The organism is Burkholderia sp. AcTa6-5 (assembly GCF_017815075.1).
GTDB classification, from domain to species: domain Bacteria; phylum Pseudomonadota; class Gammaproteobacteria; order Burkholderiales; family Burkholderiaceae; genus Burkholderia; species Burkholderia sola.
In genome coordinates this window covers 151366-175478 of the sequence record NZ_JAGIQE010000016.1, presented here as the reverse complement: position 1 = coordinate 175478, position 24113 = coordinate 151366, and the positions used below count along the sequence as shown (strand labels likewise).

General features: G+C 68.1%; 25 protein-coding genes. 5 read left to right on the top strand and 20 right to left on the bottom strand.

Annotated features, from left to right (window positions below; all coding sequences use genetic code 11):
• Window positions 1-176: 176 nt before the first annotated feature.
• On the top strand, window positions 177-344 hold the full coding sequence (locus J8I33_RS22010) for a hypothetical protein (RefSeq protein ID WP_185641117.1): 168 nt from the start codon (window positions 177-179) through the stop codon (window positions 342-344).
• A gap of 9 nt (window positions 345-353) precedes the next feature.
• Here the strand turns inward: J8I33_RS22010 and J8I33_RS22005 are convergent, their stop codons facing one another.
• The 5 genes from J8I33_RS22005 to J8I33_RS21985 are packed head-to-tail and all read right to left on the bottom strand — an operon-like array spanning window position 354 to window position 5790.
• Window positions 354-1460 (bottom strand): glycosyltransferase, encoded by a 1107-nt coding sequence (locus J8I33_RS22005; RefSeq protein WP_124593951.1) that lies wholly within the window; start codon window positions 1458-1460, stop codon window positions 354-356.
• A gap of 27 nt (window positions 1461-1487) precedes the next feature.
• Window positions 1488-2510 carry a UDP-glucose 4-epimerase GalE gene (gene galE, locus J8I33_RS22000; protein WP_209939072.1) on the bottom strand — a complete coding sequence of 341 codons (1023 nt, stop codon included), beginning with the start codon at window positions 2508-2510 and terminating at the stop codon, window positions 1488-1490.
• A gap of 14 nt (window positions 2511-2524) precedes the next feature.
• Complete coding sequence (locus J8I33_RS21995) at window positions 2525-3661, bottom strand: glycosyltransferase family 4 protein (protein ID WP_209939071.1); 1137 nt, start codon at window positions 3659-3661, stop codon at window positions 2525-2527.
• 51 nt (window positions 3662-3712) lie between these two features.
• Window positions 3713-4537: a glycosyltransferase gene (locus J8I33_RS21990; protein WP_209939070.1), complete on the bottom strand. Its 825-nt coding sequence runs from the start codon at window positions 4535-4537 to the stop codon at window positions 3713-3715.
• Window positions 4534-5790, bottom strand: coding sequence for an oligosaccharide flippase family protein (locus J8I33_RS21985; protein ID WP_209939069.1), 1257 nt, complete (start codon window positions 5788-5790; stop codon window positions 4534-4536). The genes J8I33_RS21990 and J8I33_RS21985 overlap by 4 nt, the downstream gene beginning before the upstream one ends.
• A gap of 247 nt (window positions 5791-6037) precedes the next feature.
• Here J8I33_RS21985 and J8I33_RS21980 point away from each other — a divergent pair, with 247 nt between their 5' ends.
• The 4 genes from J8I33_RS21980 (at window position 6038) to waaA (ending at window position 10910) form a co-directional block, all read left to right on the top strand.
• Window positions 6038-7432, top strand: coding sequence for a phosphomannomutase/phosphoglucomutase (locus tag J8I33_RS21980; protein ID WP_089488217.1), 1395 nt, complete (start codon window positions 6038-6040; stop codon window positions 7430-7432).
• A 127-nt stretch (window positions 7433-7559) separates the two neighbouring features.
• Entirely contained in the window at window positions 7560-8603 is a 1044-nt protein-coding gene (gene waaC / locus J8I33_RS21975) for a lipopolysaccharide heptosyltransferase I (RefSeq protein ID WP_306427004.1), read from the top strand.
• 23 nt (window positions 8604-8626) lie between these two features.
• Window positions 8627-9511: a Kdo hydroxylase family protein gene (locus tag J8I33_RS21970; protein ID WP_006485119.1), complete on the top strand. Its 885-nt coding sequence runs from the start codon at window positions 8627-8629 to the stop codon at window positions 9509-9511.
• A 37-nt stretch (window positions 9512-9548) separates the two neighbouring features.
• Window positions 9549-10910 (top strand): lipid IV(A) 3-deoxy-D-manno-octulosonic acid transferase, encoded by a 1362-nt coding sequence (gene waaA / locus J8I33_RS21965; protein WP_089488218.1) that lies wholly within the window; start codon window positions 9549-9551, stop codon window positions 10908-10910.
• Between the two features lie 63 nt (window positions 10911-10973).
• On the opposite strand, the gene ureG is transcribed toward waaA, so the two are convergent.
• From ureG to J8I33_RS21890, 15 genes are all read right to left on the bottom strand, one after another.
• A complete protein-coding gene (ureG, locus tag J8I33_RS21960; protein WP_050011650.1) occupies window positions 10974-11621 on the bottom strand; it encodes an urease accessory protein UreG in 648 nt (215 codons plus the stop codon).
• Between the two features lie 16 nt (window positions 11622-11637).
• The gene (locus J8I33_RS21955) at window positions 11638-12318 is read right to left on the bottom strand and encodes an urease accessory UreF family protein (RefSeq protein WP_209926546.1); all 681 of its coding nucleotides are present in this window, start codon (window positions 12316-12318) and stop codon (window positions 11638-11640) included.
• Entirely contained in the window at window positions 12305-12919 is a 615-nt protein-coding gene (gene ureE, locus J8I33_RS21950) for an urease accessory protein UreE (RefSeq protein WP_124593956.1), read from the bottom strand. The genes J8I33_RS21955 and ureE overlap by 14 nt, the downstream gene beginning before the upstream one ends.
• Before the next feature lie 18 nt (window positions 12920-12937).
• The gene (gene ureC, locus J8I33_RS21945) at window positions 12938-14644 is read right to left on the bottom strand and encodes an urease subunit alpha (protein WP_209939068.1); all 1707 of its coding nucleotides are present in this window, start codon (window positions 14642-14644) and stop codon (window positions 12938-12940) included.
• Between the two features lie 27 nt (window positions 14645-14671).
• The gene (locus J8I33_RS21940) at window positions 14672-14977 is read right to left on the bottom strand and encodes an urease subunit beta (protein WP_124638652.1); all 306 of its coding nucleotides are present in this window, start codon (window positions 14975-14977) and stop codon (window positions 14672-14674) included.
• An 8-nt stretch (window positions 14978-14985) separates the two neighbouring features.
• A complete protein-coding gene (gene ureA, locus J8I33_RS21935) occupies window positions 14986-15288 on the bottom strand; it encodes an urease subunit gamma (protein ID WP_006406310.1) in 303 nt (100 codons plus the stop codon).
• Window positions 15289-15523: 235 nt separating this feature from the next.
• A complete protein-coding gene (locus tag J8I33_RS21930; protein WP_209939067.1) occupies window positions 15524-16399 on the bottom strand; it encodes an urease accessory protein UreD in 876 nt (291 codons plus the stop codon).
• 167 nt (window positions 16400-16566) lie between these two features.
• Window positions 16567-17259: an urea ABC transporter ATP-binding subunit UrtE gene (urtE, locus tag J8I33_RS21925; protein WP_209939066.1), complete on the bottom strand. Its 693-nt coding sequence runs from the start codon at window positions 17257-17259 to the stop codon at window positions 16567-16569.
• A 4-nt stretch (window positions 17260-17263) separates the two neighbouring features.
• Complete coding sequence (gene urtD, locus J8I33_RS21920; protein WP_089488221.1) at window positions 17264-18121, bottom strand: urea ABC transporter ATP-binding protein UrtD; 858 nt, start codon at window positions 18119-18121, stop codon at window positions 17264-17266.
• Window positions 18118-19305 (bottom strand): urea ABC transporter permease subunit UrtC, encoded by a 1188-nt coding sequence (urtC, locus tag J8I33_RS21915; RefSeq protein WP_209939065.1) that lies wholly within the window; start codon window positions 19303-19305, stop codon window positions 18118-18120. The genes urtD and urtC overlap by 4 nt, the downstream gene beginning before the upstream one ends.
• A 1-nt stretch (window position 19306) precedes the next feature.
• Window positions 19307-20926: an urea ABC transporter permease subunit UrtB gene (urtB, locus tag J8I33_RS21910; protein WP_124593960.1), complete on the bottom strand. Its 1620-nt coding sequence runs from the start codon at window positions 20924-20926 to the stop codon at window positions 19307-19309.
• Between the two features lie 148 nt (window positions 20927-21074).
• Entirely contained in the window at window positions 21075-22382 is a 1308-nt protein-coding gene (gene urtA / locus J8I33_RS21905; RefSeq protein WP_050011640.1) for an urea ABC transporter substrate-binding protein, read from the bottom strand.
• Between the two features lie 357 nt (window positions 22383-22739).
• Window positions 22740-23063, bottom strand: coding sequence for a rhodanese-like domain-containing protein (locus tag J8I33_RS21900; RefSeq protein WP_006476692.1), 324 nt, complete (start codon window positions 23061-23063; stop codon window positions 22740-22742).
• A gap of 14 nt (window positions 23064-23077) precedes the next feature.
• On the bottom strand, window positions 23078-23734 hold the full coding sequence (locus J8I33_RS21895) for a protein-L-isoaspartate O-methyltransferase (RefSeq protein ID WP_089488224.1): 657 nt from the start codon (window positions 23732-23734) through the stop codon (window positions 23078-23080).
• Between the two features lie 104 nt (window positions 23735-23838).
• Window positions 23839-24096: a hypothetical protein gene (locus tag J8I33_RS21890; RefSeq protein WP_006488573.1), complete on the bottom strand. Its 258-nt coding sequence runs from the start codon at window positions 24094-24096 to the stop codon at window positions 23839-23841.
• Window positions 24097-24113 lie beyond the last annotated feature (17 nt).

Here is a 24113-nt window from a genome sequence, read left to right as displayed (position 1 = left end):
CGCTGCACCCTGACGCTACGTGTCCGCGTGGGCACGTAGCCATTTGCACAGGTGACGCCACTTGTGATCCGCTCTAGCAATCCTGGACACAAACGCGTGTTGGTGTTTGGGGGGCAATTGTCCCAATAGGAACGGAAGGTTGGCAATGAGCCGGCGAACAGCCGGTTCTGGAGACGATGGCCGCACTGGCGAATCATCATCCGGAGATTCGGGTGAATCCCGCATTGGTTCGTGCCAGCGAGGTACGCAAACCGATGGGTTCGACCGAACGGTTGAGCGGTGCGATAGGCGTACTTCAGATCGTTCCGCTCGAAGACACGCATCCGCTGGACGCGCCGGCATGACGGCGTCGCTCAGTGACTGTCCCGTTGCTTCCTCACCACCATCCACCGCGGCGCCCTGAACCTGACGATGCTGAGATAAAGCCACACATACGTCAGCGCGAACACCACGACAAAAACGAACAGATGCACGGTATGCCGCCAGAACAGCGTCGCCGGTATCACCGCGACGAGGCACAGCAACCACAGATAAGGTGACGTGAGCGAATTCCGCCGCGTCAGATCATGCGCGTGCTTCGTCCCGACGGCCCACCGCATCAGCCGCTTGTACACGAGCATATGCAGATGCACGCCATCCGGAATCCCCGGTGACATCCCGCGGATGAACTTCTTCCGGTAGATCGAGAAGCAGGTCTCGAAGATCGGATACATGAACAACAGCACCGGATACCAAGCGGACACTTCGCGATTGCGCATCACCAGCATGATCGCAAGCTCGGCAAGCATGAACCCGATGAAATACGCGCCGCCGTCGCCAAGAAAGATCAGCCCCGCCGGGAAATTCCACAGGAAGAAGCCGAGCACCGCGCCCATCATGATGATCGACGCGGACATCACGACCGGGTCGTTCACATGGAACGCGACATACGCGAGCGACGCGAACATCATGAAGCTGACCATCGACGCGAGCCCGTTGAACCCGTCGATGATGTTGATCGCGTTCGCGAGCGCCGCGACCGCGAGCACGGTGATGAATGCCGAGATGGCCACGTAGCCGAGCAGGAAATCGAGCGGCGGCACGCTGATGCGCTTGACCGCGATGCCCAGCAGCCAGAACGCCAGCGCGGCCGCGCCCATCGTGCAGAGCAGCCGTGCGCGCGGCGACACGCGCTTGGTCAGGTCTTCGACGAGGCCCGACAGGAACGCCGGCATCCCGCATGCGACGATCCCGAGAATGCTGCCGGCGATCGTCGGATAGCGCCGCGACACGAGCAGCGCGGCCACGACGACCCCGGCGAGGATCCCGATGCCCCCGACGCGCGGCACGGGCCGCACGTGGAATTTCTGCACGCCGGCCAGGTCGCTGTCGATCGAGAATTTCTCGTGAAGGTGCGCGTAGCGCACGATGAACAGCGTGACGAGCAAGGAGACGATGAAGCCGGACGCGAAGCTGAGCATGGGATCGCTCGAAAAATGGACAGCGGATTATACAAAACCGCGCGGGTTCCCCTCCTGCCATCGCCAGTGGTCGGCACACATTTCCTCGATGCCGAGCGTCGCGCGCCAGCCGATGATGTCGGCCGCGGCCTGCGGGTTCGCATAGCACTCGGCGATGTCGCCCGGGCGGCGCGCGACGAGTTCGTACGGCACCGGGCGGCCCGACGCGTTCTCGAACGCACGCACGACTTCCAGCACGCTGTAGCCCTGCCCGGTGCCGAGGTTCACGACGAAGCTCGCGTCGCGCTTCGCCAGTGCGTCGAGCGCGGCGATGTGCCCCTTCGCGAGATCGACGACGTGGATGTAGTCGCGCACGCCGGTGCCGTCCGGCGTCGGGTAATCCGAACCGAATACACGGAGCTTGTCCAGCTTGCCGACCGCGACCTGCGCGACGTACGGCATCAGGTTGTTCGGGATGCCGGCCGGATCCTCGCCGATCAGCCCGCTCGCGTGTGCGCCGACCGGGTTGAAGTAGCGCAGCGTCGCGATCCGCCACGACGGGTCCGAGACTTCGAGATCGCGCAGGATCTGCTCGGCGATCAGCTTCGACTGTCCGTACGGGTTCGTCGCGGACAGCGGGAACGATTCGTCGATCGGCGAGCGTTCGGGCACGCCGTACACGGTCGCGGACGAGCTGAACACGAACTGCCTGACGTTGCGCTCGCGCATGACCTTGAGCACGGCGAGCAGGCCGCCGATGTTGTTCTGGTAGTACTCGAGCGGCTTCGCGACCGATTCGCCGACGGCCTTGAGCGCCGCGAAGTGAATCGTGCCGGTGATCGGGTGCGCGTCGAATACCTTCGCGAGCGCGGCTTCGTCGCACACGTCGACCTGGTGGAACGCGGGCGTCTTGCCCGTGATCCGCTCGATGCGGCGCACGGATTCGGCCTTGCTGTTCACGAGGTTGTCGACGATCACGACGTCGTAGCCGTTGTCGAGCAGCTCGACGGCCGTGTGCGAGCCGATATAGCCCGCGCCGCCGGTAACGAGGATGGTGCCTTTAGCGGTCATGCTGATGCGCTCCTTCAGAGTGTGAATCCCGTCAACGAATGGATGGTCTCCCGGTAGCGTTCGACGACCTGCTGTTCGTCGAATTCCGCCGCGACCTTGTGCCGGCCGCTTGCGCCCATCGTCGCCCGGCCTTGCGGCCCGAGCGCGATCATGCGATTCATTTGCTCCGCGAGGCTCGCGCTGTCCCGCACGCGACACAGGAAGCCCGTTTCGCCGTCGGCGACGACGTCGCGGCAACCCGGCACGTCGGTCGCGACGATCGGGCGGCCCATCGCCGATGCTTCCATCAACGTGCGCGGCACGCCCTCTCGGTACGACGGCAGCACGACGCAATCGGCCGCCGCGATGTGCGGGCGCACGTCGTGCGCTTCGCCGAGATACTCGACGATGCCTTCGTCGACCCATGCGTCGACGTCCGCGCGACCGATCGCGCTCGGATTGTCGACGCCGAGCGGCCCGAGCAGCTGGAAGCGCGCGTTCGGAAAGCGTTCGCGCACGAGACGCGCGGCTTCCACGTATTCGCGTACGCCCTTGTCCCACAGCAGCCGGCCGATCAGGATGAAGACGGGCGCGTCGCCGCCCGGCAGCGGCACGGGCGAGAACTGTTCGAGATCGACGCCTTCGCCGTGCAGCAGCCGCGCGCGCTCGGGATGCGCGAGCAAGCGCTCGTCGGTGAAGGTCGCGAGATCGTCGCGATTGAGGAACCACACCTCGCGCGGGAAGCGGAACGCGAACCGGTACAGGCGCTTCGCGACGCTCGCCGCGCGGCTCTTCTGGATGAACACGTAGCCGAGGCCCGTCGTCACCGCGATCGACGGCACGCGCGCGAGCCACGCGGCCACCGAGCCGTAGATGTTCGGCTTGATCGTGTAGTGGAACACGAGATCGGGCCGCAGCGCGCGGTAGTGGCGCGCGAGCGCGGCGAGCGTGCCGAGATCCTCGCGCGGGCTCGTGCCTTTCGACGCGACGGCAAGCGCGACGTAACGGCAGCCCATCTGCTCGAGCAGCGGCACCGTGCGGTCGTGCGGCGCGATCACGACGACCTCGGCGCCGCGCGCGACGAGCGCACGGATCAGCCCGTGGCGATACGTATGGATCGCCCAGGCCGTGTTGCAGACGAGCGCGATGCGCAGCGGGGACGTGGTGGACATGAAAAAAAGAAAAAATAAAGCGTCGTAATTGCCGGGCGGGCCGGATGCGCGTCAGGCGGACGGCCGCGCGGCGAACAGCGTCTGCTTGATGCGCTGCAGCGTACGGTACGGCGTCACGAAATGCAGCAGGTTCTTGGCGAGGCCGGCCCAGTCGTACGGGTTCAGCACGTTGAAGTGGCGCAGCAGCAGCGTGAGCGTCGACACCAGCTGGCGTCGGCGTTTGGTCGCGCTGATCCCGCCCTCGTTAAGCTCGTAATACAGGCCGAGTTCCGGCAGGTTCGCGCAATCGTAGCGTTGCATTAACCGTAAAAAAAGATCGAGATCCTCGGCCGCGCGGTACTTCGCCCGATAGTTGCCGACTTCGCGCACGGCGTCGATGCGCAACATGACCGACGGATGCACGAGCGGCGAGCGCACGAAGCGCGTGCGGCGCAGCGTGCGCGGGTCGGCGGGCGGCGTCAGCATGAAGCGTGGCTCGCCGGCGCGCGACACGACCTGCGTCCACATGCCGACGCAGGCCACGCGCGGGTGGGCGCCGAGATAGGCGCGCTCTTTCGCCAAGCGCTGCGGCGCGGCGAGATCGCCCGCGTCGATGCGGGCCGCATAACGAAAGCCGCGTGCGGCGAGCGCGTCGATGCCGGCCGCCAGTGCGCGCTCGATGCCGCCGTTTTGCGGCATGCGCAGCACGTCGATCGACAGGCCCGGCAGGTCGGGCGCGACGATCGGCGGCGTGCTGCCGTCGTCAACGATCAGCACGTGCACGCGCGCATCCTCGCGAAACGACGCGAGGGTCCGGACGACGTCGTCGTGCCCGTTGTAGGCCGGCATCAGCACGGCCACGTCGTCGAGCAGGGGCGGGCAATCAGGGGACGTCATGTTCGCAGCTTGAAACGGATGTAATAAAAGTTGACGGCGGCAGCAGCCAGGTAGCCGGCCGCCAGTCCGACGAGCGCGCCGTACAGGCCGAGCCGCGGGATCGCGAACAGGTTGACGAGCGCGGCGATCGCCAGCGCGAGCAGCCATTTTGTGAGCAACACGAATTTTGCTTGATATTTGAGAACGATAAGATTGCCTATCGCCTCGATGCCGGCCGGCACGGACAACCAGACGGCCCAGCGGAAGATGTCGACCGATGCCTCGTAGCCGCGGCCGAACACCTTGCCGACGATCAGCGGGGCGGCCGCGTCGAGCACAAGCGCGCCGGCCGTCATCAGGCCGGCGGTCATCGCGATCAGCCGGACGATGTTGCGGCGCAGCCGCGCGACGTCCTGCACGCGGTAGACGAACGCGGGCGCGATGGTTTGCGCGAGCATCAGCGCGAGCGTGATCCAGTTCTCGTTGAGCTGCTGCGCGGCCGAATAGCGGCCGAGATCGGCGAACGACACGTGGCGCTCGAGCATCAGGCGGTCGAGTTTCAGGAACAGGTACATGCAGATGAGGCCGAGCCAGAACACGGTGCCGGCCGTTGCAAAGTGCCGGAACAGCGGTGTGTCGAACGTCCAGCCGAGCGTGCCGCCGTTACGATGGCGGTAGTACAGCAGCAGCGCGAGGCCGATCGCGGCGGCTTCCAGCGCCCACAGCCACGCGAAGCGGGCGGGGCCGGCGGCCGCGCGCACCAGCAGCCAGACGAGCAGCGCCTTCGCGAGCGCGGTGACCATGCTGGTGACGAGCTGCGGCTTGCTGTAGGTCATGCTCTGCAGCCACGCGTTGATCACGCCGACGAACGGCTCGCGAAACACCATCGTGACCGCGAGGCCCGCGAGCATCGCGCCGACCAGCGGGTCGAAGGCGCCCGCGGCGATCGCGATCCAGGTCGCGGCGAGCGCGGCGACCGACACGGCGATGCGCAGCACGAACGCGCTGCCGAGCACCGCGCCGAGCTGGGCGGGCGGGCGCTGGACGATGGTCGGGACGAGGATTTCCGCGCCGCACACCCAGGTGAGCGGCGCCAGTACCAGGAGAAGCGTATTCGCATACTGCCATTTGCCGAACACATCTGGCCCGAAATAACGGGCCAGCAGGCCGCTGATCGCGATCGCGACGCCGATCTGCGTGAGCCGTTCGAGCCCCAGCCAGACGAGGTTCGCGACGGCTTTCGCGACATCCGGGTTGCCGAAGCGCTTCAGCATGCGCGGCAGCGGCGGCGCGCGCGGGGGGCGGCCGGAAGCGGCGGGTGGGCGGCGGCGGGACGGCTAGGCATTAAAATGGGCGGTATGCGCGTCATCAAAACCCGCGATTATAAGTGGGATCGCGACCGCTCCAGCCGTTCCCGTTCCTTGTTTTGCGGGGCCGCCTGTATCATGCGCGGCACCGGCGAGAGGCGGCCAGCCAAGCCAGACAATTTTCCATGCACGCAACTGAGAGAGAAGAGAATCGATGATCTCCCAATCCATCTTCAAGGCATATGACATCCGTGGCGTGGTCGGCAAGACGCTCGACGTCGACACGGCGCGCGGGATCGGCCGCGCATTCGGCAGCGAAGTGCGTGCGCAGGGCGGCGATGCGGTCGTCGTCGCGCGCGACGGCCGCCTGTCCGGGCCGGAACTCGTCGGCGCGCTGGCCGACGGCCTGCGTGCGGCCGGGGTCGACGTCGTGGACGTCGGCATGGTGCCGACGCCGGTCGGCTATTTCGCGGCGAACGTGCCGCTCGCGCTGAAGGGCGGCGAGCGCCGCGTCGATTCGTGTATCGTCGTCACGGGCAGCCACAATCCGCCCGACTACAACGGCTTCAAGATGGTGCTGCGCGGCGCCGCGATCTACGGCGAGCAGATCCAGGCGCTGTATCGCCGCATCGTCGACGAGCGCTTCGAGACGGGCAGCGGCACCTATGAGGAAATCGACGTCGCCGATCAATACATCGCGCGCATCGTCGGCGACGTGAAGCTCGCGCGGCCGCTGAAGCTCGTGGTCGACGCCGGCAACGGCGTCGCCGGCCCGCTCGCGACGCGCCTGTTCAAGGCGCTCGGCTGCGAGCTCGTCGAGCGCTTCACCGACATCGACGGCACGTTCCCGAACCACCACCCCGATCCCGCCCACCCGGAAAACCTGCAGGACGTGATCCAGGCGCTGAAGGACACCGATGCGGAGCTCGGCTTCGCGTTCGACGGCGACGGCGACCGTCTGGGCGTCGTCACGAAGGACGGCCAGATCATCTATCCGGACCGCCAGCTGATGCTGTTCGCGGAAGAAGTGCTGTCGCGCAACCCGGGCGCCCAGATCATCTACGACGTGAAGTGCACGCGCCACCTCGCGCAGTGGGTGAAGTCGAAGGGCGGCGAGCCGCTGATGTGGAAGACGGGGCACTCGCTCGTGAAGGCGAAGCTGCGCGAGACGGGTGCGCCGCTCGCCGGCGAAATGAGCGGCCACGTGTTCTTCAAGGATCGCTGGTACGGCTTCGACGACGGCCTGTACACCGGCGCGCGCCTGCTCGAGATTCTCGCGAAGACGGCCGATCCGAGCGCGTTGCTCAACAGCCTGCCGGACGCGATGAGCACGCCCGAACTGCAGCTCTGGCTCGACGAAGGCGAGAATTTCCGCCTGATCGAGCAGTTGCAGAAAGAGGCGAAGTTCGACGGCGCCGACGAAGTCGTGACGATCGACGGCCTGCGTGTCGAGTACCCGGACGGCTTCGGCCTCGCGCGTTCGTCGAACACGACGCCGGTCGTCGTGATGCGCTTCGAAGCCGAGACGCAGGAAGGGCTCAAGCGTATCCAGGACGACTTCCGCCGCGTGCTGACGGCCGCGAAGCCGGACGTCAAACTGCCGTTCTGAGCGTTGGCGGCCAGCGGGCCGCCTCTCATGCGACGGCCCGTTCCTCGGCCGTGCTGGTCCCGAAAAGCGGCGCGCGCCCCAGGCGCGCGGCCGCTTTTTGTCTGTCCGGCCCTTCGGCCGGGATAAAATCCCCCCTTTATGTCTGTCGCCGGCTGTCAGCCGGCGTTTTTTCAGCGTGCAAAAGATCCTGATCGTGCGCGTGTCGTCGCTGGGCGACGTCGTGCACAACATGCCGGTGATCGCCGATATCCGGCGCCGCCATCCCGATGCGCAGATCGACTGGCTCGTCGAGGAAAGCTTCGTCGACCTCGTGCGGCTCGTCGACGGCGTGCGCAACGTGCTGCCGTTCTCGCTGCGCCGCTGGCGCAAGAAGCCGTTCTCGGGCGCGACGTGGCGCGAGATCCGCGCGTTTCGCCGGCGCCTCGCCGCCGAGCAGTACGACCTCGTGATCGACTGCCAGGGCCTCATCAAGACGGCGTGGGTCGCGAGCTGGGCGCGCGGCCCGCTCGTCGGGCTCGGCAACCGGACCGACGGCGCCGGCTACGAATGGCCGGTGCGCTTCTTCTACCGCAAGCGCGTGCCGATCGCGCCGCGCACGCACGTGGTCGAGCGCTCGCGTCAGCTCGTCGCGGCCGCGCTGGACGACCCGGCGCCGACCCCGGCCGATCCGGTCGAGTTCGGCCTCGACACGCGGGCGGCGGCGCTCGCGGTGGCCGCGCTCGGCCTGAACCTGCCGGTGCCGTACGTCGTGTTCGTCCACGCGACGTCGCGCGCCGACAAGCAGTGGCCGGACGCCGCATGGATCGAGCTCGGCCAGGCGCTCGTGCGGCGCGGCGCGTCGCTCGTGCTGCCGTGGGGCAACGACGCGGAACGCGCGACCAGCGAGCGGCTCGCGAAGGAATTCGGCGCGGCGGCGATCGTGCCGCCGAAGCTGTCGCTGCCGGCCGTGGTCGGGCTGATCGACGGCGCGGCCGCGACGGTCGGGGTTGATACAGGTCTGGTTCACATCGCGGCCGCGCTGAAGCGTCCGACGGTCGAACTGTACAATTTCGCGACGGCCTGGCGGACCGGCGGCTACTGGTCGCCGAACGTCGTCAATCTCGGCACGGCGGGGCAGCCCCCGTCGATCGCGCAGGTGAAGTCGACGCTCGCGGGCTTCGGTCTCCTGTAACGCTGTCCACACGCGAACCGATCATGAGCGAATCCCAGATCATCGAAGTCCCGTCCGCCGACTGGAGCGGACACAACCTGTCGGCGCCGCGCGAGCAGTTGCTCGCCGCGGTCGAGGAAGGCAAGGTGCTGTATTTCCCGCACCTGCGCTTCGCGATCGAAGGCGGCGAGGAAGCGCTGCTCGATCCGGCGCTCGCCGATCCGAAACGCAAGAACATCAGCCTCGCGCCGAACGGCGGCGCGCTCGCCGGCGTGCTCGGCGACAGCGTCACGCAGTCGGCCGTGCGCGCGCTCGTCGCGCGCTTCCAGCAGCAGGCCGGCACGCTCGTCGACGGCCTCTTTCCCGAATATCGCGGCAAGCTGCGCGTCGCGCCGACGAGCCTGCGGCTGATGCAGGTCGAAACGCGCCAGACGTCGTGGCGCAAGGACGACAGCCGCCTGCACGTCGACGCATTCCCGTCGCGGCCGAACTACGGCGAGCGGATCCTGCGCGTGTTCACGAACGTGAACCCGGCCGGCGCGCCGCGCGTGTGGCGCGTCGGCGAGCCGTTCGAGGACGTCGCGAAGCGCTTCCTGCCGAAGATCCGGCCGCAGTTCCCGGGCTCGGCGTGGTTGCTGAACCTGCTGCACGTGACGAAGTCGCCGCGCAGCGCATACGACCACCTGATGCTGAACCTGCACGACGGGATGAAGGCCGACCTCGATTACCAGAAGACGTGTCCACAGCAAACGATGCCGTTTCCGCCGGGCAGCGTGTGGATATGTTTCTCCGATCAGACTTCGCACGCTGTGATGTCCGGCCAGTTCATGCTCGAGCAGACCTTCTTCCTGCCGGTCGATGCGATGGTGCGCCGCGAGTGCGCGCCGCTCGGCATTCTCGAACGCCTGACGGGCAGGGCGCTGGTTTGAGCGCGCACCTGCTTCGACGTCACTCGAGGGCGGCCGCATGCTGAGGGCGATCTATCGCGCGCTGTGGTGGCTCGTCGCGCCGGCCGCCGTGATCCGGCTCTATGTGCGTTCGCGCAAGGAGCGCGGCTATCGCGAGCATATCGGCGAGCGCTTCGGCCACGTCGCGGGCCGTTCGCCGGACGATCGCGCGCCGCTGATCTGGGTGCATGCGGTGTCGGTCGGCGAGACGCGCGCCGCGCAGCCGCTGATCGATGCGCTGATGCACGCGCGCCCCGATGCGCGCATCCTGCTCACGCACATGACGCCGAGCGGCCGGGCGACGGGCGAACAGATCTTCGGCGATCGCGTGCTGCGCTGTTATCTGCCGTACGACATGCCGGGCGCGGTGCGGCGCTTCCTGCGCGCATGGCGGCCGACGCTCGGCCTCGTGATGGAAACCGAGGTGTGGCCGACGCTGATCGACGAGTGCCGCCGCGCGGACGTGCCGCTCGTGCTGACCAATGCGCGGATGTCCGCGCGTTCGTTCCGGCGCGCGGCGAAGTTCGGCACGGCGACGCGCGACGTGTTCGGCGGCTTCTCGCGCGTGCTCGCGCAGAGCCCGGCCGATGCGGAACGGCTGACGTCGCTCGGCGCCCGCAACGTGACCGTGCTCGGCAACCTGAAATTCGACATGACGACGCCGCCGGAACTCGCGGCGCGCGGCCATGCATGGCGCGACGCGATCGGCGCGCGGCCGGTGTGGGTCGCCGCCAGCACGCGCGAGAATGAAGAAGCGCTGGTGCTGCAGGCGTTCGCGGAAATGCGCACGCCCGGCGCGTTGCTGGTGCTCGTGCCGCGTCATCCGCAGCGTTTCGCCGAAGTCGAGGCGCTCGTCGCGCGCAGCGGGCTCAAGTGCGTGCGGCGCTCCGCCTGGGCGGCCGATGCGGCCGCGCTCGCGGCCGGCCGGCCGGCCGCCGAACCGTTGGCCGGCGACGTGACGGTGCTGCTCGGCGATTCGATGGGCGAGCTCGGCGCGTACTACGCGGCGGCCGACATCGCGTTCATCGGCGGCAGCCTGTTGCCGCTCGGCGGGCAGAACCTGATCGAGGCGTGTGCGGTCGGCGTGCCGGTGCTGATCGGGCCGCACGTGTTCAACTTCACGCAGGCGACCGCCGATGCGGTCGCGGCCGGTGCGGCGATGCAGGTCGCGGATCCGCTCGATCTCGCGCACGTGCTCGACGCGCTGTTCGCCGACAAGGCGCGGCGCATCGCGATGGGCGCGGCCGGCGCGGCGTTCGCGTCGCGTCACCGTGGCGCGACCGCGCGCACGGTCGACGTGCTCGCCGCGTTGCTGCCGGCCGGCGAAGCCGGTGCGCGTGCGCTGCCGGGTGGGCAGGACGCCTCTTCCGAAGACGAATAGACGAAGGGCGGCGCAAGGCCGCCCGCGCACGCATGGCGGCGACGTGAGCCGCCGCCATGCCGCTCACACCGTCAGCAAACCCTTCTTCTCGATGAACGCGATCACGTCCGCGACGCCGTCGAGCGCCTTCAGGTTCGTCATCACGTAAGGCCGCTCGCCGCGCATCTTCCGCGTGTCGGACGCCATCACGTCGAGATTCGCGCCGACCAGCGGCGCGAGGTCGGTCTTGTTGATCACGAGCAGGTCGGACTTCGTGATGCCGGGGCCGCCCTTGCGCGGAATCTTCTCGCCGCCGGCCACGTCGATCACGTAGATCGTCAGGTCCGACAGCTCGGGGCTGAAGGTCGCCGCGAGATTGTCGCCGCCGGACTCGATGAACACGATGTCGGCATCTGGGAAGCGCGACAGCATCCGGTCGACGGCTTCGAGGTTGATCGATGCATCCTCGCGGATCGCCGTGTGCGGGCAGCCGCCCGTCTCGACGCCCATGATGCGTTCCTCGGGCAGCGCGCCCGCGACCGTCAGCAGCCGCTGGTCTTCCTTCGTATAGATGTCGTTCGTGATCGCGACGAGGTCGTACTTGTCGCGCATCGCCTTGCACAGCATTTCGAGCAGCGTGGTCTTGCCGGAGCCGACGGGGCCGCCGATGCCGACGCGCAGCGGCGGCAGTTTCTTCGTGCGGCGGGCGGAGGAGGGAGCAGGTGCGTTCATGGTCGGGCGAAGAGGTTCAGGAGCGGAACAACCGCGAATACTGGGTTTCGTGCCGCGCGGACAGGATGCCAAGCTGCGGCGCGAACGTGTTGACGGCGTCGGGCGGCGTCGCGAGCGCACGGCGCACAGCGGCGTCGATCGCGCCGCGCAGCGCGACGATGATGCGTTGTCCGGCGAGCTGCCCGAGCGGCACGGCTTTCAGCGCGGCGGACGTCTGGTTCTCGACCCAGCCGAATGCATACGCGGCGAGCGTCGCGTCGGCACTGGCGTCGTGTGCGGCGGCCGCGTACGCGAACGCGGTCGGCAGCGCGATCGGCGACAGCGACGCGAGCGTCGCGCGGCGTGCGGCGTCGCCCCATTCGAGCGACGCGCACAGTTGCGCGAGCGACCAGCCCATCTGTTCGGTTTCGCGGCGCAGTTCGGCCGATTCGCGGCTCGCGACGAACCACGCGTTCTCGGCGGCGAGCGCGTGCGTGTCGTGCGCCTGCCAGCGGGCGAGCTGGTGCGCGAGGAACGGCAATTCGCCGTGCGCGAGCACGTCGGTCAGGCCGCTCGCGATCCAGTCGCGCGCGGAATCGGCGTCGCGGATCAGGTTCGCGTCGAGCGCGGCTTCAAGGCCCTGCGAATAGCTGTACGCGCCGATCGGTAGTGCGGGCGACGCGAGGTGCAGCAGCGCGACGAGTTCAGTGGTGGTCATGACCGTGGTGGCCGTGCGTGCAGCCGGGACCATGCTGATGGCCGTGATCGTGATCGTGATCGTGATCGTGCGAATGCGAATGTCCATGGTGTTCGCCGAACACCTGCTGCGCCAGCGCATAGTCCTCGGCGAACGTCGCGTCGTGCCCGTGCTTGTGGCCGCCGCCGTACGCGCCGGCTTCCGGCTGGAACGGCGCGCGCGCCTCTTCGACCTGCGTGCCGAGCCGGCGCAGCATGTCCGCGAGCACCGGATCGGCTTCGAGCTTCAGGTAGCCGTCGCCGATCTCGACCGGCGTATGGCGGTTGCCGAGATGGTAGGCGGCGCGCATCAGCGTGAGCGGATCGGCGGCGCGCACGAGCAGCACCGTTTCGGATGCCGCGGCGATACGCACGAGCGCGCCGTCGTCGGCGACGAGCACGTCGCCGTCGCGCAGCACGGTGCCGCGCGGCAGCAGGACCGCGACGTCCTCGCCGGTGTCGAGCGTCGCCGCGAGGCGGCTCTTGCAGCGGGCGTCATAGGCGAGCGTGAGCGTCGGCGCGCGCGCGACAAGCGACGCGGCGAGTTTCACGTTCGGGGCAATGCGTTTGTCGAGGGTGCGCATGACACTGAGGATTCCGGATCAGAACAGGAAATAGCGCTGCGCCATCGGCAGCACCGTCGCCGGTTCGCAGGTGAGCAACTGGCCGTCGGCGATCACGTCGTAGGTTTCCGGGTCGACGCTGATCGACGGACGCCATGCGTTGTGGATCATGTCGGCCTTCGTCACGTTGCGGCAGTTGCGCACCGGCACGATCCGCTTCGCGAGGCCGTAGCGCTCCGCGATGCCCGCATCGGCCGCCATCTGCGACACGAAGGTCAGCGACGTGCGCGCGAGCGCGCCGCCGCGCGTCGCGAACATCTCGCGGTAGTGGACCGGCTGCGGCGTCGGGATCGACGCGTTCGGGTCGCCCATCTGCGCGAGCGCGATCATCCCGCCCTTCAGGATCATCGACGGCTTGATCCCGAAGAACGCGGGCTCCCACAGCACGAGGTCGGCCCACTTGCCGGGCTCGATCGAGCCGACTTCATGCGCGATCCCGTGCGTGAGCGCCGGGTTGATCGTGTACTTCGCGACGTAGCGCTTCGCGCGGAAGTTATCGTTGCGCGCGGTGTCCTCCGGCAGCGCCCCGCGCTGCACTTTCATCTTGTGTGCGGTCTGCCACGTGCGGATGATCACTTCGCCGACGCGGCCCATCGCCTGCGAATCGGACGACAGCATCGACAGCGCGCCGAGATCGTGCAGGATGTCCTCGGCCGCGATCGTCTCGCGGCGAATGCGCGATTCGGCGAACGCGAGATCCTCGGCGATCGACGGATCGAGGTGATGGCACACCATCAGCATGTCGAGATGCTCGTCGAGCGTGTTGATCGTGTACGGGCGCGTCGGATTGGTCGACGACGGCAGCACGTTCATCTCGCCGCACACCTTCAGGATGTCGGGCGCATGGCCGCCGCCCGCGCCTTCGGTGTGGTACGTGTGGATCGTACGGCCCTTGAACGCGGCGACCGTCGATTCGACGAAGCCGGCCTCGTTCAGCGTGTCGGTGTGGATCGCGACCTGCGTGTCGGTGTCGTCGGCGACCGACAGGCAGTTGTCGATCGCGGCGGGCGTCGTGCCCCAGTCCTCGTGCAGCTTCAGGCCGATCGCGCCGGCCGCGATCTGCTCGACGAGCGGCTGCGGCAGGCTCGCATTGCCCTTGCCGAGGAAGCCGAGATTGATCGGCCAGCCGTCGGCCGCCTGCAGCATCCGCTCCATGTGCCACGGGCCCGGCGTGCAGGTCGTCGCGTTGGTGCCGGTGGCCGGCCCCGTGCCGCCGCCGAGCATCGTCGTGACGCCCGAGGCCAGCGCCTCGTCGATCTGCTGCGGGCTGATGAAGTGGATGTGCGTGTCGATGCCGCCCGCCGTCACGATCAGCCCTTCGCCGGCGATCACTTCGGTCGCGGCGCCGATCGGGATCGTCACGCCCGGCTGGATGTCGGGGTTGCCGGCCTTGCCGATCGCGGCGATGCGGCCGTGCTTGATCGCGATGTCGGCCTTCACGATGCCCCAGTGATCGAGGATCACCGCGTTCGTGATGACGGTATCGGGCACGTCGGCGGCCACGCGCTGCGACTGGCCCATCCCGTCGCGGATCACTTTCCCGCCGCCGAATTTCACTTCCTCGCCGTACGTGGTGAAGTCGCGTTCGATCTCGATCAGCAGTTCGGTATCCGCGAGCCGCACGCGGTCGCCCGTCGTCGGCCCGAACATTTCCGCGTACGCGCGGCGGCTCAAGCGTAGTGTCATGTTGCTGTTCCTGAAGAGCGGGGCGGCTTACAGCGGCCCCATCACCTTGCCCTGAAAACCGTAGACGGCGCGATCGCCCGCGAGTGCGACCAGCTCGACGGTGCGCGTCTGGCCCGGCTCGAAGCGCACGGCGGTGCCGGCCGCAATGTTCAGGCGAAAGCCGCGCGCGGCCACGCGATCGAACGACAGCGCGTCGTTGACTTCGAAGAAGTGGTAGTGCGAGCCGACCTGCACCGGGCGGTCGCCGGTGTTCGCGACGACGAGCGTCAGCGTTGCGCGGCCCGCGTTCAGTTCGTGTTCGCCGTCGTCGGTGAGGATTTCGCCGGGGATCATGCGGGGCCTCACGGAATCGGGTGGTGGACGGTCACGAGCTTCGTGCCGTCGGGGAAGGTCGCCTCGACCTGGATGTCGGGAATCATTTCGGGCACGCCGTCCATCACGTCGTCGCGCGTGAGCAGCGTCGTGCCGTAATGCATTACCTCGGCCACGGTCTTGCCGTCGCGCGCGGCTTCCATCAGCGCCGCAGTGATGAAGGCCACCGCCTCCGGATAGTTGAGCTTCAGGCCGCGTGCGCGACGGCGCTCGGCCAGCAGCGCCGCCGTGAAGATCAGCAGCTTGTCCTTCTCGCGGGGAGTCAGTTTCATGAAGGCAGACGTTCAGGAAAACGTAATTTTTATCGGTGCGCGCGCAACCGGGCAGGGGGCGGATCATCGTAGCACCGCGCTGTTTGGCGTGCGTCGTGTATCGACTATGTAAGCAGCAAGGTGCGTGCCATGTGCATCCGGCGTGCTGTCGTGCGCATTCGTGGTGCGCGATGCATGTACAGGGTGCGCGGTGTGGGGTGGCGTTGCGCCGAAACGGTGCGTGACGCGTGCGCGATCAGGTTTGCCAGAGACGCAGCGGCCGCGCGTCGACGCCGTGCACGATCGGTCGCAACTGCAGCCAGCAGTCGGTGAAGTGGCGCTGCAGCGCTTCCATCGACGTCGACAGCGCGCGGACCAGCACGACGCCGGGTGTCACGCAGGTCGCGCCCGCGCGCAGCGTCGCATCGAACGGCATCCGCGCGGCGAGCGATTCGGCGAGCGCGGCGTCGCACGCGGCGCCGGCGGCCCACAGCGTGCCGTATGCGGGAAAGCCGGCAAGACCCTGCAGCGCGCCGCGCAGCGGGTCGTGCGCATCGAGCAGCGCGCGCTCGGTCCACAGCGGCCGGCCGTCGGCATCGACGAGCGCCGATGTCGACACGATGCGTCCCGCCGACCAGGTTTCGCCGGCCGCCTGCCGGCCCAGTTGCGTCGCGTCCCAGCCGATTGCGCTCGCGCCTGCGCCGAGCGTCACCGTGAAGTCGAGTGCGGCGTGCGCCGCGTCGAAGAACAGGTTGTTCTGCGGCAGCCAGTCGAGTTTCGCGTGCGCGCCGACCGCGATGCCGATGCGCTGCGTCGCGTCGAGCCCGTTCGACTTGTACCACTTGGTCGCGCCGGGCGTCGTCAGCACCGCGTGCGTGCCGTCGCCGAGCGCGATGTCGATGTCGAGCCGGTCGCCGCCCGCGACGCCGCCCGGTGGGTGCACGATTACCGCGTGGCAGACCGCGTCGCCTTCCGGGTACAGCGGCCGCTGCACGCGCAACGGGCCGTCGTGCAGCCGGTGCGCGAGCGTCGTGCGCGCACTGTGCCGCTCGAAGCCGAGTTCGAGGCGGCCGCGCCACGACTTGGCGACGGCGGGGCGGGACAGCGGGGCGTGCGAATCGGGGGCGGACATCGGCGGCGAACGGGAAACGAGGAAGCGGGTGCGAAGAACGTGGATGCTACCGGAACAATAATGCAGATGCCGCGTTCGCAGGAAGTGCCGCGTGCGGGCGTCCCGCGAGTCGGCCGTACGTGTTTTCCCCGCCGTGCCTACCGCCGTGCCTACCGCCGTGCCTACCGTCACACCGCGATCAGCTCGCGCACGCCGTTCGCCTCCATGTCCCGCGCGTCCCCTCCCGCGACAATCTCACCGCGGCTCATCACCCAATATCGATCCGCGATCGAGCGTGCGAAATCGTAATACTGTTCGACGAGCAGCACGGTCATCTTCGATTCGTCGACGAGCTGGCGCAGCGTGCGCCCGATGTCCTGGATGATCGACGGCTGGATGCCTTCGGTCGGCTCGTCGAGGATCAGCAGCTGCGGCTCGCTCATCAGCGCGCGGCCGATCGCGAGCTGTTGCTGCTGACCGCCCGACAGGTCGCCGCCGCGCCGCGCACGCATGTCCTTCAGCACCGGGAACAGGTCGTAGATGCGATCGGGCACTTTCGACGGCGCCTTGCGGCTCGCCGCGCCCACGAGCAGGTTCTCCTCGACGGTGAGCCGCGGAAAGATGTCGCGGCCCTGCGGCACGTACGCGAGCCCGGCCGCGACGCGCGCATACGGCGGCAGTGCGCCGAGCGCGGTGCCGTGCCACGATACGCTGCCGCTTTTCGCGGCGACGACACCCATCAGGCAGCGCAGCAGCGTGCTCTTGCCGACGCCGTTGCGGCCGAGCAGCACGGTGAGCTTGCCGTCGTCGGCCGCGAGGTTCACGTTGCGCAGGATATGGCTGCCGCCGTAGTACTGGTTCAGCGCTTCGATTTTCAGCATCGCATCATCGTCCGAGGTAAGACTCGATCACCGCATCGTCGCGCTTGACCTGGTCGAGCGTGCCGTGCGCGAGCACCGCGCCTTCGGCCATCACCGTCACGCGCCCCGTGTCGCCCGCGAGCGCCGCGACGAACTCCATGTCGTGCTCGACGACCATCATCGAGCAGGTGCCGCGCAGCGTGTTCAGCAGCTCGGCGAGTTCCATCGTCTCGTGGTCGGTCATCCCGGCCGCCGGCTCGTCGAGCAGCAGCAGCGCGGGACGCTGCATCAGCAGCATGCCGATTTCGAGCCGCTGCTTCTGCCCGTGCGACAGCTCGCCAGCCGCGCGATACGCTTGGCTTTCGAGGCCGATCAGCGCGAGCGTTTCCTCGATCTTCGCCTGCGCGGTACGGTCGAGCCGCGCGCGCAGCGACGCGAGCCAGCCCTTGTCGGTCTGCATCGCGAGTTCGAGGTTTTCCCACACCGGATGCTGTTCGAACACGGTCGGCTTCTGGAACTTGCGGCCGATGCCCGCCCGCGCGATCTCGGGTTCGTTCATCCGCGCGAGGTCGATCGTCTGGCCCAGAAACACCTTGCCCGCATCGGGCCGCGTCTTGCCGGTGATGACGTCCATCATCGTCGTCTTGCCCGCGCCGTTCGGGCCGATCACGCAGCGCAGCTCGCCCACGTCGATCGCGAGCGACAATTTCTTCAGCGCGCGAAAGCCGTCGAAGCTCACCTCGATGTCCTCGAGATAGAGGATCGTGCCGTGCGACGTGTCGATGCCGGCCGGCACGACGCGCCCCATCGACGCGCTGCCGCTGACGGCGAGCAGCTCGTCCTCGGGCGGCGGCGTGAACTGATAGAGAGCCGTTCCGTTCATGCGCGTTTCCCCTTCGCGAGCACGGTTTCGACGAGGCCCATGATCCCGCGCGGCAGCAAGAGCGGCACGAGCACGAAGATCAGGCCGAGGAAGAACAGCCAGTATTCGGCGAAGTACGCGGTGAAGAAACTTTTCGCGCCGTTCACCGCGAACGCGCCGACGATCGGCCCGATCAGCGTGCCGCGCCCGCCCACCGCGACCCAGATCGCCATCTCGATCGAGTTGCCGGGCGACATCTCGCCGGGATTGATGATGCCGACCTGCGGCACGTACAGCGCGCCGGCGATGCCGCACAGCACGGCCGACACGGTCCACACGAACAGCTTGTACGCGAGCGGGCTGTAGCCGAGGAACATCAGCCGCGTCTCGCCGTCGCGCACCGCGGTCACCACGCGTCCGAGCTTGCTCGTGACGACCGCGCGCGCAGCGACGAACGCGAGCACGAGCGTCGCGAAGGTCAGCAGCAACAGCACCGTGCGCGTGCCCGGCGACGTGATCGAGAAGCCGGCGATGCGCTTGAAGTCGGTGAAGCCGTTGTTGCCGCCAAAGCCCGTCTCGTTGCGATAGAACAGCAGCATCGCGGCGAACGTCATGGCCTGCGTGATGATCGACAGGTACACGCCCTTCACGCGCGAGCGGAACGTGAAGAAGCCGAATACCCACGCGAGCACGGCCGGCACGAGCACGACGAGCGCGAGCGCCCACGCGAGATGCTGCGTGCCGCTCCAGTACCACGGCAACTGGTGCCAGTCGAGGAACACCATGAAGTCGGGCAGGTCGCTGCCGTACTTGCCTTCGCGGCCGATCTCGCGCATCAGGTACATGCCGATCGCATAGCCGCCGAGCGCGAAGAACAAGCCGTGGCCCAGGCTCAGGATTCCGCAGTAGCCCCACACGAGATCGAGCGCGAGCGCGGCGATCGCGTAGCACATCAGCTTGCCGGCGAGCGTCATCGTGTACGCGGACAGATGGAACGCGCTGGCTTCCGGCGCGACGAGCGCGGCGAGCGGCACGCCGACGCCGATCGCCACGCATAGCGCGACGAGCGCGAGCCACGCGCGACGCGAGAGCAGCGCGGGGCGGGGCGGCAGGCCGAGCGCGAAGCCGTCCGCCGCGCGCGCGCCGGCAGCGGGCTTCGACGTGTCGGCGACCGGGTTCGACATCGAATCGGTGTATGAAGTCACGTCAAGCCTCCGCGCTGCGGCCCTTCGGCGCGAACATGCCCTGCGGGCGTTTCTGGATGAACAGCACGATCATCACGAGCACCGCGATCTTCGCGAGCACGGCGCCCCAGAACGGTTCGATCGCCTTGCTCGCGAGGCCAAGCCCGAAACCGCCGAGCACGGTGCCGGCGATCTGCCCGACGCCGCCGAGCACGACGGCCATGAACGAATCGATGATGTAGTTCTGGCCGAGATCGGGGCCGACGTTGCCGATCTGCGACAGCGCGCAGCCGCCGAGGCCCGCGATGCCCGCGCCGAATGCGAACGCATACGCGTCGACGCGTGCGGTCTTCACGCCGACGCACGCTGCCATCCGGCGGTTCTGCGTGACCGCGCGCACGAACAGACCGAGCCGCGTCTTCGTCAGCACGGCCCACGCGACGAACACCACCGCGAGCGCGAACGCGAGGATCGCGAGCCGGTTGTACGGCAGGATCAGGTTCTGCATCACGGTGACGCCGCCGCTCATCCACGACGGGTTCACGACCTGCACGTTTTGCGCGCCGAACAGCATGCGGGTGGCCTGGATCAGGATCAGGCTCACGCCGAAGGTCGCGAGCAGCGTTTCGAGCGGGCGACCGTACAGGTGCCGCAGCACGAGCCGCTCGAGCACGATGCCGACGAGCGCGGCCACCGCGAACGACACCGGCACGGCGACGAGCGGATACCAGTCGAATGCGCCGGGCGCGTAGCGCTGGATCAGCGTCTGCACGACATAGGTTGCGTACGCACCGATCATCAGGAATTCGCCGTGCGCCATGTTGATCACGCCGATCAGCCCGTACGTGATCGCGAGGCCGAGCGCGGCGAGCAGCAGCACGCTGCCGAGCGACAGGCCGGCGAACACCGTGCCGACGATCTCGCCGCGGCGCTGCAGCGCGTGCAACGTATCGAGCCCTTGTTGCGCGGCGTCGCGCACGCGCGCGTCGGGTTCGGCGAAGCTGCCGTCGGCGTTCTTCGCGACGAGCGGGCGCAGTTGTTCGATCATGTCGAGATCGCTGCGCGCGGCCACCACCTGCGCGGCTTCGAGGCGTTTCGCCGGATCGGCATCGTGCAGCGCGGCGATCGCCCACAGTGCATCGAGACGGCGCTTCAACGCCGGATCGGTTTCCTTTGCGCGGGCGCGGTCGATCATCGGCTTGAGCGCCGGGTCGGGCGACTTCAGCAGCGCGTCGATCGCGTCGCGGCGCGTGGCCACGTCGGGCGACGCGAGCGCGAGGCCCGACAGCGCGCCGGCGATCTTCGTGCGCAGCAGGTTGTTCAGCATCACCGGCTGCGCATCGCCGGCCGGCGTCGCGGCATGCGTGAGCGCGTCGTGTGCGGTGTCGCCGGACTGGATCAGCAGGTGGCCGTCGCCGGTCGCGAGCGCATCGCCGCTCGACAGCGCGTTGAGCACCGCGACGGCGCGCGGATCGGTGTCGGCGGCGAGCCGTTCGATCGCGGCCGTCTTCGCGTCGAAGTCGTCGCCGGCGAGCGCGGCGGTGTCGGCCGCCGTCAGCGCGAACGCGGCGTGCGGCAGCAGGCCCGCGAGGGCGGCGCATGCCGCGATCGCGCGGGCGGCTCGGCGAAAGCGTGTAGGCATCGGGAAATCCTGTCGGGCGTGGGGGAGCGGAGCGGTGCGACGCTGCGTCGGCGCGGGCGATTCGTCACGGCAAGCGCGGCCGGCGCATCGGCAGCGGGCGGGCAAGCGTGCGGCACGTCGCACACGAAGCGCGACGCGCCGCACGGCATCACGCCAGCGCCGCGCGCTGCCGGCGCAGGAACGCCGGGATCGAGCTGACGACGTCCGGCTTGCCCTGGTTGCCCGCGATGAACGGGCTCCACGGCTGCGCGCGCACGGCCGTCTTCGTTTTCCACACGACGTTGAACTGCCCGTCGCCGCGGATCTCGCCGATCATCACCGGCTTGTGCAGGTGATGGTTGCCGTCCATCGCGAGCGTGAAGCCCGACGGCGCGGCCACCGTCTGGCCGATCATCGCGACGCGCACCTTGTCGACGTCGGTGCTCTTCGCCTTCTCGACGGCCTGCTTCCACATGTGGATGCCGACGTAGGTCGCTTCCATCGGATCGTTGGTCACGCGCTTCGCGCCGCCCGGCAGGTTGTTCGCCTTCACCCATGCGGCGAACTGGTCCTTGAACTTCGTGTTGGTCGGGTTCTTCACCGACATGAAGTAGTTCCACGCGGCAAGGTGGCCGACGAGCGGCTTCGTATCGATCCCGCGCAGCTCTTCCTCGCCGACCGAGAACGCGACGACCGGCACGTCGGTCGCCTTGATGCCCTGGTTGCCGAGTTCCTTGTAGAACGGCACGTTGGAATCGCCGTTGATCGTCGAGATCACGGTCGTCTTGCCGCCCTGCGCGAAGGTCTTGATGTTCGCGACGATGGTCTGGTAATCGCTGTGGCCGAACGGCGTGTAGACCTCCTGAATGTCGGCGTCCTTCACGCCCTTCGATTTCAGGAACGCGCGCAGGATCTTGTTGGTCGTGCGCGGATACACGTAGTCGGTGCCGAGCAGGAAGAAGCGCTTCGCGCCGCCGCCTTCCGCGCCCATCAGGTACTCGACGGCCGGAATCGCCTGCTGGTTCGGCGCGGCGCCCGTGTAGAACACGTTGCGCGACATTTCCTCGCCTTCATACTGCACCGGGTAGTAGAGCAGCCCGTTCAGCTCCTCGAACACCGGCAGCACGGACTTGCGCGATACCGACGTCCAGCAGCCGAACACGCAGGCGACCTTGTCCTGCGTGAGCAGCTGGCGCGCCTTCTCGGCGAACAGCGGCCAGTTCGACGCCGGGTCGACCACCACCGGTTCGAGCTTGCGACCCATCACGCCGCCGCTCTTGTTGATGTCGGCGATCGTCATCAGCGCGGTGTCCTTCAGCGACGTCTCCGAGATCGCCATCGTGCCCGACAGCGAATGCAGGATGCCGACCTTGATCGGGCCGGTGCCCGCATCGGCCGCGTGCGCGAACGGGCTCTTGCCCGCCAGCGCGAGCGCGCCGGCCATCGAACCGAACTTCAACAGACTGCGACGTTTCATCGGGATCCCCTTGTCGTGTTGGATGCGCGTGCGCCGTGGCGGCGCCGGCCATCGTGTAACGCAAGGCATGTGCCAGTCGCGCGGATGCACGGCCGGCGTGCCTGCGCGGGGCACGGGCGGGCACCAGCGGGCATCGGCGCGGTGCGGATGACGCGCCGTGCAGCATGCGCGGTCCGTTGCGGTGCAGACGCACGGGCACAAATGGTGCACGACGGTGCGGCGGCGTCGAAACGCAGGGAACCCGGGGGAGGAAAAGAGAAACGGGCGCGCAGTGCGCGCCCGTTCGGCGGATCGGTGCGGCCGGCGGCGGGGTGCCGGGCGGCGCGGCGGCGCATGATGCGCCGCGGGAAGGATCGATCAGTAGCGCGGCACGGACGGATCGACGTCGCGCGACCACGCGTCGATCCCGCCTTGCAGGTTGTACAGCTTCGTGAAGCCGCGCGATTCGAGGAACATCGCGACCTGCGCGCTGCGCATCCCGTGATGGCACACGCAGACGATTTCCGCTTCGTCGTCGAGCTCTTCGCTGCGCGCGGGAATCTGCTGCATCGGAATCGCCACGCTGCCGGCGATCTGCGCGGTCGCGATTTCCCACGGCTCGCGCACGTCGAGCACGACCGGCGCGGGGCGCGCCGTGTCGCCGAGCCATTCCGCGAGCATCGCGGGCGTCAGGATCTGCATGGAGGCTCCGCCGCTCAGAACTTGAAGCGCGACGGCTCGATCGCGTTGACGAGATGGTCGATGTACGTTTCGAACACGTCGGCGACGCGGTACTGCTTGTCGTCGATGCGTGTGATGATCTGCGCCTTCATCACCGGACGGCCGCCGACGAACGCCGACAGGCGGCCGCCGATCTTGAGCTGTTCGAGCATGTCCTGCGGCACGACCGGCAGGCCGCCCGCGACGCAGATCACGTCGTACGGCGCCTTCGCCGCCCAGCCGCGCGAGCCGTCGCCGAGCACGACTTCGGCGTTGGTGACGCCGTCGTTGCGCAGGTTGTCTTCCGCGAACTTCGCGATCGCCGGATCGATCTCGACGGCCGTCACGTGCTGCGCGCGATGCGCGAACAGCGCGGCCAGGTAGCCCGAGCCCGCGCCGATCACGAGCACGTTCTCGTGCTTCTTGACCGCCAGCTCCTGCAGCACGCGCGCTTCGACGCGCGGGAACAGCATCTTGCTCGCGCCGCCCGGCAGCGGCAGTTCGAGATCGGCGAACGCGAGATCGCGGTATTGGGCCGGCACGTAGTTTTCACGCTTGACGATCGACAGCAGGCCCAGGACATCCAGATCCAGCACGTCCCACGGACGGATCTGCTGTTCGATCATGTTGAAACGCGCGTTTTCGATATTCATGGTGTGGTCACGCAGCCAGGTCGGCCATCAGCGGGGATAGAGAAACTTCGTGATTGTACCAAACGGCACGGCCGCGAAGCCTTCCGGCGGCCTGCAACAGACCTTTACCCTTTGCTCTTCTTGATCTGCGCCTCGAACGCGAGGTCGAGCTTGCTCGCCTTGCGCGGTTTTTTGGGGCCAAATTCGTCGACGAACTTGACGAATTCGTCGAGCGGCAGCGGCTCGCAGCGCTTCTCGGCAGTGCCGCCCGAGCGGTCGACGAGATAGAACAGACCGCCCGCCATCGCGACGGCCGCGAATTGCGGGTTGCCGGAGCGGGTCTTCAGGCGTTCGACCGCGTGGGTCGCTTTGGTGGTGCGCATCTTGGGGGCTGGCGAAG

Excerpts from the sequence above, each read along its gene's own strand:
- J8I33_RS22010 (WP_185641117.1), top strand. The coding sequence starts at position 177 with ATGGCCGCACTGGCGAATCATCATCCGGAGATTCGGGTGAATCCCGCA.
- J8I33_RS22005 (WP_124593951.1), bottom strand. The coding sequence starts at position 1,460 with ATGCTCAGCTTCGCGTCCGGCTTCATCGTCTCCTTGCTCGTCACGCTG.
- galE (WP_209939072.1), bottom strand. The coding sequence starts at position 2,510 with ATGACCGCTAAAGGCACCATCCTCGTTACCGGCGGCGCGGGCTATATC.
- J8I33_RS21995 (WP_209939071.1), bottom strand. The coding sequence starts at position 3,661 with ATGTCCACCACGTCCCCGCTGCGCATCGCGCTCGTCTGCAACACGGCC.
- J8I33_RS21990 (WP_209939070.1), bottom strand. The coding sequence starts at position 4,537 with ATGACGTCCCCTGATTGCCCGCCCCTGCTCGACGACGTGGCCGTGCTG.
- J8I33_RS21985 (WP_209939069.1), bottom strand. The coding sequence starts at position 5,790 with ATGCTGAAGCGCTTCGGCAACCCGGATGTCGCGAAAGCCGTCGCGAAC.
- J8I33_RS21980 (WP_089488217.1), top strand. The coding sequence starts at position 6,038 with ATGATCTCCCAATCCATCTTCAAGGCATATGACATCCGTGGCGTGGTC.
- J8I33_RS21970 (WP_006485119.1), top strand. The coding sequence starts at position 8,627 with ATGAGCGAATCCCAGATCATCGAAGTCCCGTCCGCCGACTGGAGCGGA.
- waaA (WP_089488218.1), top strand. The coding sequence starts at position 9,549 with ATGCTGAGGGCGATCTATCGCGCGCTGTGGTGGCTCGTCGCGCCGGCC.
- ureG (WP_050011650.1), bottom strand. The coding sequence starts at position 11,621 with ATGAACGCACCTGCTCCCTCCTCCGCCCGCCGCACGAAGAAACTGCCG.
- J8I33_RS21955 (WP_209926546.1), bottom strand. The coding sequence starts at position 12,318 with ATGACCACCACTGAACTCGTCGCGCTGCTGCACCTCGCGTCGCCCGCA.
- ureE (WP_124593956.1), bottom strand. The coding sequence starts at position 12,919 with ATGCGCACCCTCGACAAACGCATTGCCCCGAACGTGAAACTCGCCGCG.
- ureC (WP_209939068.1), bottom strand. The coding sequence starts at position 14,644 with ATGACACTACGCTTGAGCCGCCGCGCGTACGCGGAAATGTTCGGGCCG.
- J8I33_RS21940 (WP_124638652.1), bottom strand. The coding sequence starts at position 14,977 with ATGATCCCCGGCGAAATCCTCACCGACGACGGCGAACACGAACTGAAC.
- ureA (WP_006406310.1), bottom strand. The coding sequence starts at position 15,288 with ATGAAACTGACTCCCCGCGAGAAGGACAAGCTGCTGATCTTCACGGCG.
- J8I33_RS21930 (WP_209939067.1), bottom strand. The coding sequence starts at position 16,399 with ATGTCCGCCCCCGATTCGCACGCCCCGCTGTCCCGCCCCGCCGTCGCC.
- urtE (WP_209939066.1), bottom strand. The coding sequence starts at position 17,259 with ATGCTGAAAATCGAAGCGCTGAACCAGTACTACGGCGGCAGCCATATC.
- urtD (WP_089488221.1), bottom strand. The coding sequence starts at position 18,121 with ATGAACGGAACGGCTCTCTATCAGTTCACGCCGCCGCCCGAGGACGAG.
- urtB (WP_124593960.1), bottom strand. The coding sequence starts at position 20,926 with ATGCCTACACGCTTTCGCCGAGCCGCCCGCGCGATCGCGGCATGCGCC.
- urtA (WP_050011640.1), bottom strand. The coding sequence starts at position 22,382 with ATGAAACGTCGCAGTCTGTTGAAGTTCGGTTCGATGGCCGGCGCGCTC.
- J8I33_RS21900 (WP_006476692.1), bottom strand. The coding sequence starts at position 23,063 with ATGCAGATCCTGACGCCCGCGATGCTCGCGGAATGGCTCGGCGACACG.
- J8I33_RS21895 (WP_089488224.1), bottom strand. The coding sequence starts at position 23,734 with ATGAATATCGAAAACGCGCGTTTCAACATGATCGAACAGCAGATCCGT.
- J8I33_RS21890 (WP_006488573.1), bottom strand. The coding sequence starts at position 24,096 with ATGCGCACCACCAAAGCGACCCACGCGGTCGAACGCCTGAAGACCCGC.